An 11,628-nucleotide genomic window follows, 5' to 3' on the forward strand; every position below is an offset into this window, starting at 1 on the left:
CGGAATCTATATAGTGCACCTCAAAGAAATTCACCGAGGGTTTGGTCTGGATTCTCGTCACCGGGGCGCAACCGTATCGTTTGCCGAAGACCTTGAGACTTAGCTGTTAATCGCACGATTCAGAATTGCCAAGAGTGAGTCAAATTGGCTTCACTTTTACCAGGAGTCAGGAATGTTGGAGCTGTTCAAAAGCCTTTGGGATTACCGGGGATTCGTTTTTTCATCTATCCATAATGAATTTTCTGCCCGTTTTGCTCGTAGCCGTTTAGGCGGTCTGTGGATGATCATCAATCCTCTGGCCCAAGTCGCCATTTATGCTCTGGTGCTCTCCAACGTGCTGGCAGCAAAGCTGCCTGGGATCGACAACAAGTACGCGTACGCCCTCTACTTGATGGCGGGCATGCTGGCATGGAGCCTATTTTCGGAGATCATCGGGCGCTGCTTGACCTTATTCATCGACCAAGGCAACCTCATGAAGAAAATGCGCTTTCCGCGTATCACCTTGCCGGTGATTGTCGTGGGATCGTGCCTGCTCAATTATGTGTTGCTGTTTGTCGCGCTTTTAGTGGTCTTTGCGTTGCTGGGTCAATGGCCGCATTTGCAGATGCTATGGCTCATTCCTTTGACGGTTGCCGTCACCGCTCTGGCTGTCGGCATAGGCTTGATTCTCGGCGTCCTCAACGTCTTTATTCGGGATATTGGCCAGGTTGTGCCAATCCTGTTGCAAGTCTGGTTCTGGTTTACCCCCGTGGTGTACCCCGCCAATATCATTCCCGAGCAATTCAGAAGCTACATGGACATGAACCCCATGTACCCGATCGTCGCTGCCTACCATGACATTCTGGTATATGCCAAATCTCCAGATATCCAACAAATTGCCGTGACTACGGTTATTGCCCTGGGCTTGTTGCTGCTGGGCTTGTTTATGTTCCGCCGCGCGGCGCCGGAAATGGTGGACGTGCTATGAGCCTGCTGATTGCAAATAACCTGGGCAAGACTTACCGCGTCTATGCCTCTGAATTCCAGCGCATCGGTCGTTGGTTCGGCCTGCCAACCAAGCCTAGCGAAGAGCACTGGGTACTCAAACACATCAGTTTCTCTATAAATCCAGGTGAAGCCATCGGGATTGTCGGCCAGAACGGTGCTGGAAAATCCACGCTGCTGAAAATGATCAGCGGGACCCTTCAGCCCACGGAAGGGAGTGTTCAGGTTAATGGCCGAATCGCTGCCATTCTTGAGTTGGGCATGGGTTTTACTCCGGATTTGACGGGGCGCCAGAACGTCTTCCACGCCGCCGGCTTGATGGGTTTCAGCGCTGAAAAGATCAGTGAAGTCATCGATGATATTGAGGCTTTTGCTGAAATTGGTGAGTATTTCGACGAGCCTGTGCGTACTTACTCCAGTGGTATGCAAATGCGTGTGGCCTTCGCCGTGGCCACGGCAATTCGTCCTGAGATTCTCATCGTGGACGAAGCGCTCTCAGTGGGTGACAGCTACTTTCAGCACAAAAGCTTCGACCGTATTCGTGAGTTCCAGCAGCAAGGCACGACACTGCTGATCGTCTCCCATGACCGTGGCGCGATCCAAGCGCTGTGCAATCGTGCAATCCTGCTGGAAAAAGGCACAGTCATAAAGGACGGAAAACCTGAAGAAGTCATGGACTTCTACAATGCCTTGATTGCCGAAAAAGAGAACGCAACGGTACAAGTCCGCGAGCTGCAGGACGGCTCCATCCAGACCCGATCTGGTAGCGGTGAGGCGAGTATCGAGTCCGTTACTTTGCATAATGCTGCCGGCGACCCGATTGAGTATGTATCGGTCGGGGAAAACGTCTCCTTGCGCATCAGTACGAAGGTTAATAGCGCCATTCCAGAGTTGGTCGTTGGTTATTTGATCAAGGACAGACTGGGGCAGCCAGTGTTTGGCACCAATACGCATCACTTGGGCTGCAAAACTGATGGCCTGGAAACGGGTCAGGTATTGAATTATTCATTCAGCTTTGCTGCGAATCTGGGGGTGGGATCGTATTCCGTGGCCGTCGCACTACATGCAATGGACAGTCATTTATCCCATAATTATGAATGGGTGGATTTAACTCTGGTGTTCAACGTAGTCAATACTTCTCAAAGCGAGTTTGTCGGTCTCGCCTGGATACCTCCGACCGTGGAGTGCAACTGATGGATGGTGGTTTTTACAGAGCTTTCGAAGACCGGTATCGCGGCTCCAGGGAACTGATCACCCAACGGCTTGAAGTGTATTTACCATTTCTTGCGCCATTGAAAGAGCTATATCAGGATTACCCCACGCTAGACTTGGGGTGTGGACGAGGCGAGTTGCTTGAGCTGCTTGGCCGCGAAGGTTATACGCCTTCAGGGGTGGATCTCGACGACGGCATGCTTGAAGCGTGTCGCATGCTGGAACTGCCAGCACACAAGGATGACGCGCTCAGCGCCTTGCAGAAACTGCCGGATAACAGTCTTGTAGCCGTAACCGGCTTCCATATCGCTGAGCATGTTCCATTTCCGGTCCTGCAACAGCTTGTCGCTGAAGCACTGAGGGTGCTGCGTCCTGCCGGGTTGTTGATCCTTGAAACCCCCAACGCCGAAAGCGTCGTGGTTGGTACTAACAGTTTTTACTTGGACCCGTCCCACCAGCGCCCGTTGCCGAACCTGCTGCTGTCGTTTCTGACCGAATACAGCGGCTTTGCCAAATTCAAGATCGTGCGTCTTCAGGAAGTACCTGCGCTACGGGACGAAAGCAGCAAGATTGGTTTGTGGGAAGTGTTGTCAGGTACCAGCCCTGACTATTCCGTCGTGGCTCAAAAGCAAGCTCCGCCCGAGCTGCTCGCCAAGTTCGATCCTGTATTTGACGCAGCCTATGGTGTGTCGCTTGATCAGTTGGCCGTTCGCTACGACCGTGCTTTGGAAAGCCGACTTTCAGATATAGAGGATGAAATGGCGAAAGGCCGTGCGGATTACCTAAAAGCATTGGGCGGCATTCAGAGTCTGCAAGCCGAACAACTACTGGTTATGCAGCGCTACAACAACAGAATGGATGTATTGCAGGCCGAGCTCAATATATCGCTTGGCAATGCACACAACTGGTATCTGCGCGCCACTGCGTACGAGCAGCAACTGGAAGCAATGCGCAGCAGCACATCGTGGCGCATCACCGCGCCACTTCGCCTCATCATCCGCGCCATCTACTGGCGGTTTCGTTCCACCAGATCACCTCTGAGCCAGGTGTTGCGCCGTGGAATTCTGCATACACGGCTCTGGCTGGCTCGCAGGCCTCTGATCCAGCACCCGTTCATGGCAATCTTGAACCGCTGCCCATGGCTGCTGGCCAAGCTGCGTAGTCTGCATCAGAGCACTCTTAACCCTGATACGGCTGCGACTGCCAGTGACCCTCAGCACGGCGTGATTGATCACGCACCACTGACCCTGCGGGGCCGCACTATCGAGAGTGCGCTCAGGGAAGCCATGACGAAGGGGCAGAAATAATGCGTATCGTAATTGACATGCAGGGTGCACAGACTGAAAGCCGATTCCGTGGTATTGGCCGCTACAGCTTGTCCCTGGCCCAAGGCATTGTGCGTAATCGTGGCGAAAATGAAGTGTACCTGGTGCTTAATGGCATGCTCAGCGAAAGCATTGACAGCATCCGCACCGCTTTCATGGGGCTACTGCCGCAGAGCCACATTCGCGTGTGGTACGCCCAAGGGCCGGTGTGTGACTGCAGCCCAGGCAACAGTGCCAGAAAAGAAATGGCGCAATGGATTCGACAAGCTTGTATTGACGACCTGAAACCTGACGTTGTGCATGTCACCAGCGCGGTGGAAGGCTACATGGACGATGCGGTCATCGGCAGTCCACTGCTGGACACTCACGCACTGGTCAGCGCCACACTCTATGACCTGATCCCTCTGGTCAGCCCGAAGCAGTATCTGGACAGCAACCCCGGCTATAAAAAGCATTATCTGGAAAAAGTCGACGCCTTTACGAACTATGGCTTGCTGCTCTCCATTTCCGATTTCGCCCGAGAAGAAGCGCTTTCGTTACTGCCGCTGGACAGCGAGAGCGTAGTCAACGTCTCCACCGCTGCGGACGATATCTTCCGGCCGGTTACACTGAGCCTGGATGAACGTCACACACTCGATAAAAAATTCGGCTTGCGCGAAAAGTTCGTGCTGTATTCCGGCGGCGCTGATGACCGCAAGAACCTGCCGCAACTGATCAAGGCCTTCGCCGTTATCAAGGCGGAGCTGGACGATATTCAGTTGGTGTTCGCCGGTAACATGTCTGAGTACCACGTCAACAACTACCAGGAACTTGCGCTGGCCCAGGGCCTGAGCCGGACCGACCTAGTGTTTACCGGGTACATAACCGACTCGGAGCTGGTCGCTCTGTACAATTCGTGTCAGGTGTATGTGTTCCCGTCATGGCATGAAGGTTTTGGCCTGCCACCGCTCGAGGCTATGAAGTGCGGGGTACCGGTGATTGGCGCCAATAGGTCCAGCGTGCTCGAGGTGATCGGCTGGGAAGACGCGACCTTCGACCCATTTGATATCCACGCGATTTCCGGAAAACTTCGTCAGGCACTGACGGACGATAATTTCCGCCTTGCACTGGCAACACATGGCCTGCAGCGTGCAAAACAGTTCTCTTGGGACCGTACCGGCAAGGACGCTGTGGCGGCGTTCGAGCAAGCCTTGGCCAAATTCGAGCGACCAGCGAAGCGCACGGACACCCCTCAGTCATCAGGAGACGGTACACAAACGTTGATCAACGCATTGGCTGGCACCGGACACCTGCACACAGGCGCTGTGGACATCCAGCGGCTGGCAAAGGCTATCGACTATTCGCTGCAAGGCCCGGCCGGCAAGCCGACCCTGTTCGTCGACATCTCAGAGTTGTGCAAGCACGACGGCAAGAGTGGAATTCAGCGGGTAGTGCGTAGTATTTTAGCGGAATGGTTGAACCATCCGCCCGAAGGCTATGAAATCAAGCCGGTGTACACCAAAGTGGGTGAGCCCTTTTACCGCTATGCGACGCACTTCACCACAATGTTCCGGGGTAAGGACGCTAGCGAAGCGGACCAGGACGAGGCCATCAGCTACCGCGCAGGGGACGTTTACTTGTGTCTGGATTTGCTTATGGACGTGCTGCCACACAAGCAAACCTACCTTGATACAATGCGCTCCCACGGGGTCAGCATTTTCTTCGTGGTCTACGATCTCCTGATCCTGCAACTGCCACATTGTTTTGTTGAAAGCCTGCAAGCGCACTACGTGAAATGGATTCATGCTGTAGCCCAGTATGACGGCGCGATGTGTATCTCCCATGCAGTTGCTGACGAGCTACGTGAGTGGTTGGACAAAAATGTGCCACCACGCAAGCGCCCATTCTGTATCGGGGCGTTTCACCTGGGCGCCGATATTGATCAGTCAATGCCATCCACTGGTTTTCCGGAAAATCCGGCGCTGCGGATCGAGTCGCTGGAGGCGTTCCCAAATTTTCTGATGGTCGGCACATTGGAACCCCGCAAAGGGCACGCGCAGACCCTTGATGCCTTCGAGCTACTTTGGGCAGCTGGCGTTCAGGCAAACCTGATCATCGTAGGCAAGCACGGCTGGCTGGTGGATGAGCTTGCAGCCAGGCTTGCAAGTCATCCAGAACTGGGGAAACGGCTGCTCTGGCTCGAAGGGGCAAGCGATGAATACCTGGAGTATCTCTATAACCACTGCGACTGCCTGATAGCTGCCTCATATGGTGAGGGCTTCGGCCTACCGTTGATCGAGGCTGCACAGTACAAGCTGCCGATTATCGCGAGGGACCTGCCCGTATTCCGTGAAGTAGCGGGCGAGTTCGCCTGGTACTTCAACGGCACCACTGCACAGGACATTGCTGAGAGCCTGACCGAATGGCTGAAGCTATATGAGTACAAGCAGCATCCGCAGTCCGGGGGTATGCCTTGGCTTACTTGGAAAGGCAGTGCACAGCAGCTCATTGGCGAGATCGATAAATGCGCGTTCTAACGCGCCAGCCATTACCTAGTATAAATTTCAGGGTGTTTTAATTATGGGTTTCAAGCTTGACTCAACGGGGAGGGCCGGCTTTGCAGTGGCTTTGGCGATTGGATTGCTATTTGTCTGGCGATATTTTCCCGCCGGGTTCGTCGCAGGTACATCTTCTTATTGGTTGACTGAAGTTGATGACGTCACTCAATACTTTGCTGGTTTCAATGCGTTTTTCAGCGCGCCGTTCAACTACCCCCTGCTGGCCTTCGATAGTATCAATTATCCCCAAGGCACTCGGGCAACGTTTGTCGATGCGATACCCGTGTACGCGCTGTTGCTCAAGCTCTTTGTACCGTCCAGTTTTGCCCCATTCAACCCCTTCGGAGTCTGGGTAGCCCTGGCATTTGTCGGCCAAGCTGTATGCGGCTGGTGGATACTCCGGGAACTGCAGATAAAGTCATGGCTCGCCTTGCTGGCGCTGATCGTGTGCTTGTTAACGTTTCCAGCGCTCACTACGCGGTTAGGCCATATCTCGCTGATGTCGCATTGGATAATATTGTGCTCCCTGGCACTGTACATCCGGTGCAGAAGAACCAGTGAGCCGCAGCGTTGGGCCTGGTCACTGCTGCTGGTGGCTGCGTTTTACATCAATATCTACTTATGTGTAATGGCAAGTGCCGTTTATATGGTCAGCTGCCTGTACGACCGTGCAAAGTTTCAGCCAGCCGAACTAGGGCGGGCGCTTATACCGTTCCTGATAATCGGCGCGAGTTTATTCCTGACCATATTCCCGATGGAGCAAGTAACAGTCGCGGCAGAGACGGGGTTCGGCACGTACTCGATGAACCTGCTATCTCCTTTTCATGGCGGTAACTACCTGATATTTCCTGATCCGGAAATGCCGGGCCAGTATGAGGGCTTCAACTACCTGGGCCTTGGCGTACTCCTAGCGTTTGCATTGAGTCTTGTACTGAGCCGAAAGGCCGCAGTGGGCAGTTTTTCAAAGCATGGGGCACTGACCGCGTTGATGTTACTGTTTACGGCCTATGCGTTGTCTAACATCGTTTATTACGGTGTCCACCAAATAGTTTCCATCAACTATCCGTCATTCATGGACCGAATCACTTCGCAGTTCCGTGCTTCCGGCCGCTTCTTCTGGCCTGTCGGATATTGCGTCATCATCTTTGCCATCACGACCCTGTACAAGAAACTCAGCACAGTAGTGTTTGTAGGGTGCATGGTTGTACTGGTGCTGTTGCAAGTGTCTGACCTGTCGAACCTGCGCCATCGACTTCTCGACACCGCCAAGCGTCCCGCTGCTGCAGTATTGACGCAGTCTGCATGGGATCAGCAAGCTACCAGCGACATTCAGTATTTGTATTTCTATCCGAAATTCCGCTGCGGACGTTCTGACCTGATTCTTAATACCTTAATGCCCACCATGCGCTATGCCGCTGTGCACAACCTCAAGATCAACACCGGCTATGTGGCGCGCGCGAACTCCAACTGTAGCACCGAGAGCACCAAGGCTGAAATCGCTGCATCGGTGCTGGACCATTCCTTATATGTGTTTGTGAAGGGCGATCTTCCGCAAGTGGATCAGGTGAAAGCCCTGTTTCCGGCTGATCAACAGCCTACATGTAAAGACGTCGACTTTGCTCATATCTGCCGTATCAACCAATCGGGGCGTGAAGCTCAATGACCCTCTTAATAAAGCGTAAGATTTCCCTTGTGTCCCCTTTCTATAACGAAGAAAAGGGCGTACAGGCGTTCTTCAATAGAATCAATGAAGTGTTCGTGCCCCTGGCCGACCGATACGACCTTGAAGTCATCGCCATTAACGACGGCAGCCGTGATCAGACCTACGTGGAGCTGGTCAAGGCCAAGGTAGATAATGATTACTTGACGATTGTCGACCTGTCGCGCAACTTCGGTAAGGAAGCGGCCATTTCTGCGGGGCTGGATTTCGCAACTGGCGATGCGGTGATTCCAATTGACTCCGATCTTCAGCATCCACCCGAAATGGTAATTGAGCTCATTAAAAAATGGGAAGAGGGCGCTGAGGTGGTGCTGGCCAAGCGAGTTGATCGTGAAACAGACCGCCCTATTCAAAAACTGACTGCCAACTACTTCTACAAGCTGCATAACCGTATTTCAGATATCGATATCCCTGCTGACGTCGGCGATTTTCGCCTGATGGATCGCAAGGTAGTCGAAGCACTGAAAACCTTGCCGGAGACCCGCCGTTTCATGAAGGGACTGTTTGCTTGGGTGGGTTTCCGCACCACCACGGTGGAGTATAAAGTAGCGCCCCGTGAACATGGCACTACTAGCTTCAATACTTGGAAACTGTGGAACTTCGCGCTCGAAGGCATCACCAGTTTCAGCTCTGCACCTCTTAGAGTGTGGACCTACCTCGGCGGTGCGATATCTACGCTGTCGTTCGTCTACGCCACCTATCTGTTGATCAAGACCCTGTTCTTTGGCGTAGACACTCCCGGCTACGCCTCGATCATGATCACCGTGCTGTTCGCCTGCGGTGTGCAACTGATCGGGATCGGCGTGCTGGGTGAATACGTAGGAAGGATCTTTGCTGAATCTAAGAAGCGGCCGGTGTATATCGTCCGTGACGTGATCAAGTAGTCAACATGATCATTCCCGCGAAATACCATGAGTTCATATGCTTCGGCCTGGTTGGCGTGGCGAATACGGCGGTGCATGCCGGTATCGTCATTGCGCTGATGGAGGCCTTGGCACCTCCTGCCTTTGTGGCAAACGGCGTGGCGTTTGTGTTTGCCAACCTGATGTCTTACTCGCTCAACAGCCGGTTCACGTTCAAGACTCCCGTGAGCTTCTTGGGCTACTGGCGTTTCCTGCTGGTTTCCCTGGTGTCCTTGGCCCTTACGTTATTGATCACCTCGGTAGTTGAATACCTGGGGTGGCATTACGGTGTTGGCTTGATCATGGTGATCCTGGTGGTGCCGGTACTGAACTATATGGTCATGAAGATCTGGGCATTTGCCCCCGCGTATTGACGGGGGTGGTTTGCTCGCGGATACGCAGAACCCAAGGGCGTGCCTACCTTGCTATACAGGTTTTCAGCCAGCGTAGCGATGCGGTAATACTCCAGCTGGTGGACCGATAGACGTAAGCGCTCCATGAACCCCCACATTCAAAGCGCTTAGCTGATCCCGGATGCTGTGCTCCCGATTCCCTCAGGAGCCAGCCCGCCATGATGCGACCCGATGCTAAAGTCGAAAAAGTCTATCTCTACCCCAAACCCGTGGACTTTCGAAAATCCATTGATGGTCTGGCCGCGCTGGTCGAACTGGATATCAAAGTCGCGGTATTCGACCCTGTGCTTTTCGTGTTCCTCAATAAGCCACGCAACCGCGTGAAGATTTTGTATTGGGAACGCAACGGCTTCTGTCTTTGGCTCAAGCGCCTCGAATCTGAACGATTTAAAACATCGCCCGATGCCAGCGATGGAGCAATCATCCTGACCGTCCAGGAGCTGAACTGGCTACTTGATGGTTTTGATCTCTGGCGCAACCGCCTTCATCAGGTTTTGACGCCTCGATACGTGGCCTGATTCGGTATAATCCAGGGCATGATTTCCATGCCCGAAAACCTCCCCCGATGATCCTGAATTGCTCAAACAGATGCTTGCGAAGATGCAGTCCAGAGTCGGTTTCCTCGAAGAAGAAAATGCGCTGTTGCGTCAGCGCCTGTTCGGACGCAAGTCCGAGCAAACGGCTGATCTGGCAACGCCGCAGTTGGCCCTGTTCAATGAGGTGGAAAGCGTCGTCGAGCCCATTGATGAAGCCGCAGAAGAAGAGGCTGTTGCGCCGCCCCAGCAGCGTGGCAAACGCAAACCGCTGCCGGCCGATCTCCCCCGCATCGAAATCATCCACGAACTGCCCGAACATGAACTGACCTGTGCCTGCGGCTGCCGCAAACACGCCATCGGCGAGGAGGTCAGCGAGCAGCTTGAAATCGTGCCGATGCAAATCCGCGTGATCAAACACGTCCGTAAGGTCTACGGTTGCCGTGCCTGTGAAACGGCTCCGGTCACTGCGGACAAGCCCGCTCCGCTGATTGAAAAAAGTATGGCCAGCCCAAGCGTGCTGGCGATGCTGCTGACCACCAAATACGTGGACGGTTTACCGCTTCACCGTTTTGAAAAAGTGCTGGGCCGCCATGGCATCGATATCCCGCGCCAGACCTTGGCCCGCGGGGTTATCCAGTGCGGCGAACACTTGCAACCACTGCTGAACTTAATGCGCGACCAGTTATTGGAAAGCCGCGTCATCCACTGCGATGAAACCCGCGGGCAGGTGTTGAAAGAGCAGAATCGGGAGCCCCAGCAGCCAGTCCTGGATGTGGTGCAAACCGGCGGCCCACCCGACAAACCAGTGATCCTTTTCGACTACTCCACCAGCCGGGCTCAGGAGGTGCCGACGCGCCTGCTTGATGGCTATAGCGGCCACGTGATGACCGATGATTACGCCGGTTACAACGCGGTGGGCGCGCAGGACGGAGTGGAGCGTTTAGGCTGCTGGGCACATGCACTGCGCAAATTCGTCGAAGCGCAAAAAGTGCAGCCCAAAGGCAAGACGGGTCGTGCGGACATCGCGCTGAACCTGATCAATAAGCTTTATGGCATCGAGCGCGACCTAAAGGCCGGCAATGACGGCGAGCGTAAAACCGGTCGCACGCGCACAGCCTGCCGGTGCTGACTCAGTTGAAAAGCTGGATGGAAAAGACCCAACCGCAGGTCACCGCTCAGAACGCCCTGGGCAAAGCCATCAACTACCTGGCGAGCAACTGGAACAAACTTGAACGGTACGTAGAGGAAGGTTACTTGCCGATCGATAACAACGCTGCCGAACGAGCCATCAGGCCCTTTGTGATCGGAAGAAAGAATTGGCTGTTTAGCGACACCCCCAAAGGTGCGACGGCCAGCGCTCAACTTTATAGCTTGGTCGAGACGGCTAAAGCCAACGGCCAAGAGCCCTATGCGTGGCTGCGCCACGCACTTGAGCGTCTGCCGACGGCTTCTTCGGTTGAGGATTACGAAGCTTTACTGCCCTGGAACTGCTCGCCGGTCTCGCGTAGTTAAACGCGCTATCCATCTTGATGGCTGGTGGGGTTTACGGTGAGCTTAAAGAATACGATCGGAGCAACGATCATGGAATACGACGATAAACTGATTGAAGAAGCCGTGCTTGCCCTGTTGGCAACCTTCAGTTTTGATAACGGCAATGCTTGGAAAGGGTTCGACTTCGAGACCATGAACCGATTGCATGAACATGGTCTCATCAGTAATCCGGTGAACAAGAACAAATCGATTTGGTTGACGGCTGAAGGGTTGGAGCGAGTTCGGCAGATAGCCGACCGGTTGTTTGGGGTAGGAACCCAAGTGAAGCATGTATCCGAGTCGGATACCTGACTTCATATCACGGCCATCCGGTAGGTGGGATTTATGGATCGCATACGAAAAACTTGCGTCGCGCATCTGCCCAACAGCCTAAACGTTCAACACCAGATTGCGCGCCCAAGGTGTTATAACCAGCGTAATCATCGGTTATCGGGTTGGAATGGGGGCT

The 11,628-nt window shown here is 54.0% G+C and carries 10 protein-coding genes and 2 pseudogenes; 11 read left to right on the forward strand and 1 reads right to left on the reverse strand.

The window, feature by feature from the left end; all coding sequences use genetic code 11:
* Positions 1 to 172 precede the first annotated feature (172 nt).
* The 11 genes and pseudogenes from AC3WK5_RS16855 to AC3WK5_RS16905 all read left to right on the forward strand — a co-directional run bounded on the left by AC3WK5_RS16855 (position 173) and on the right by AC3WK5_RS16905 (position 11,471).
* On the forward strand, positions 173 to 967 hold the full coding sequence (locus tag AC3WK5_RS16855; protein WP_103315833.1) for an ABC transporter permease: 795 nt from the start codon (positions 173 to 175) through the stop codon (positions 965 to 967).
* Positions 964 to 2,178: an ABC transporter ATP-binding protein gene (locus tag AC3WK5_RS16860; RefSeq protein ID WP_103315834.1), complete on the forward strand. Its 1,215-nt coding sequence runs from the start codon at positions 964 to 966 to the stop codon at positions 2,176 to 2,178. The genes AC3WK5_RS16855 and AC3WK5_RS16860 overlap by 4 nt, the downstream gene beginning before the upstream one ends.
* Positions 2,178 to 3,503, forward strand: coding sequence for a class I SAM-dependent methyltransferase (locus tag AC3WK5_RS16865; protein WP_177474830.1), 1,326 nt, complete (start codon positions 2,178 to 2,180; stop codon positions 3,501 to 3,503). The genes AC3WK5_RS16860 and AC3WK5_RS16865 overlap by 1 nt, the downstream gene beginning before the upstream one ends.
* Positions 3,503 to 6,037, forward strand: coding sequence for a glycosyltransferase family 4 protein (locus AC3WK5_RS16870; RefSeq protein ID WP_103315835.1), 2,535 nt, complete (start codon positions 3,503 to 3,505; stop codon positions 6,035 to 6,037). The genes AC3WK5_RS16865 and AC3WK5_RS16870 overlap by 1 nt, the downstream gene beginning before the upstream one ends.
* A 43-nt stretch (positions 6,038 to 6,080) precedes the next feature.
* The gene (locus AC3WK5_RS16875; protein WP_103315836.1) at positions 6,081 to 7,721 is read left to right on the forward strand and encodes a DUF6311 domain-containing protein; all 1,641 of its coding nucleotides are present in this window, start codon (positions 6,081 to 6,083) and stop codon (positions 7,719 to 7,721) included.
* Positions 7,718 to 8,662, forward strand: a complete 945-nt coding sequence (locus AC3WK5_RS16880) for a glycosyltransferase family 2 protein (protein ID WP_103315837.1) — start codon at positions 7,718 to 7,720, stop codon at positions 8,660 to 8,662. The genes AC3WK5_RS16875 and AC3WK5_RS16880 overlap by 4 nt, the downstream gene beginning before the upstream one ends.
* Positions 8,663 to 8,667: 5 nt before the next feature.
* Positions 8,668 to 9,054: a GtrA family protein gene (locus AC3WK5_RS16885; protein WP_103315838.1), complete on the forward strand. Its 387-nt coding sequence runs from the start codon at positions 8,668 to 8,670 to the stop codon at positions 9,052 to 9,054.
* Positions 9,055 to 9,251: 197 nt separating this feature from the next.
* Entirely contained in the window at positions 9,252 to 9,611 is a 360-nt protein-coding gene (gene tnpB / locus AC3WK5_RS16890; RefSeq protein ID WP_256585157.1) for an IS66 family insertion sequence element accessory protein TnpB, read from the forward strand.
* A gap of 82 nt (positions 9,612 to 9,693) precedes the next feature.
* A pseudogene (gene tnpC, locus AC3WK5_RS16895) lies at positions 9,694 to 10,919 on the forward strand (IS66 family transposase); the annotation flags it as partial.
* A gap of 9 nt (positions 10,920 to 10,928) precedes the next feature.
* The gene (locus AC3WK5_RS16900; RefSeq protein WP_371919131.1) at positions 10,929 to 11,141 is read left to right on the forward strand and encodes a transposase domain-containing protein; all 213 of its coding nucleotides are present in this window, start codon (positions 10,929 to 10,931) and stop codon (positions 11,139 to 11,141) included.
* A 69-nt stretch (positions 11,142 to 11,210) separates the two neighbouring features.
* On the forward strand, positions 11,211 to 11,471 hold the full coding sequence (locus AC3WK5_RS16905) for a DUF6429 family protein (protein WP_103315839.1): 261 nt from the start codon (positions 11,211 to 11,213) through the stop codon (positions 11,469 to 11,471).
* Positions 11,472 to 11,520: 49 nt separating this feature from the next.
* Here AC3WK5_RS16905 and AC3WK5_RS16910 read toward each other — a convergent pair.
* A pseudogene (locus tag AC3WK5_RS16910) lies at positions 11,521 to 11,610 on the reverse strand (IS66 family transposase); the annotation flags it as partial.
* Positions 11,611 to 11,628 lie beyond the last annotated feature (18 nt).

It is taken from the genome of Pseudomonas sp. FW306-02-D09B, assembly GCF_058782685.1.

Bases quoted from the DNA above. Each gene is read 5' to 3' on its own strand.
- AC3WK5_RS16870 (WP_103315835.1), top strand. From the start codon at position 3,503: ATGCGTATCGTAATTGACATGCAGGGTGCACAGACTGAAAGCCGATTC.
- AC3WK5_RS16855 (WP_103315833.1), top strand. From the start codon at position 173: ATGTTGGAGCTGTTCAAAAGCCTTTGGGATTACCGGGGATTCGTTTTT.
- AC3WK5_RS16905 (WP_103315839.1), top strand. From the start codon at position 11,211: ATGGAATACGACGATAAACTGATTGAAGAAGCCGTGCTTGCCCTGTTG.
- AC3WK5_RS16885 (WP_103315838.1), top strand. From the start codon at position 8,668: ATGATCATTCCCGCGAAATACCATGAGTTCATATGCTTCGGCCTGGTT.
- AC3WK5_RS16880 (WP_103315837.1), top strand. From the start codon at position 7,718: ATGACCCTCTTAATAAAGCGTAAGATTTCCCTTGTGTCCCCTTTCTAT.
- tnpB (WP_256585157.1), top strand. From the start codon at position 9,252: ATGATGCGACCCGATGCTAAAGTCGAAAAAGTCTATCTCTACCCCAAA.
- AC3WK5_RS16860 (WP_103315834.1), top strand. From the start codon at position 964: ATGAGCCTGCTGATTGCAAATAACCTGGGCAAGACTTACCGCGTCTAT.
- AC3WK5_RS16865 (WP_177474830.1), top strand. From the start codon at position 2,178: ATGGATGGTGGTTTTTACAGAGCTTTCGAAGACCGGTATCGCGGCTCC.
- AC3WK5_RS16875 (WP_103315836.1), top strand. From the start codon at position 6,081: ATGGGTTTCAAGCTTGACTCAACGGGGAGGGCCGGCTTTGCAGTGGCT.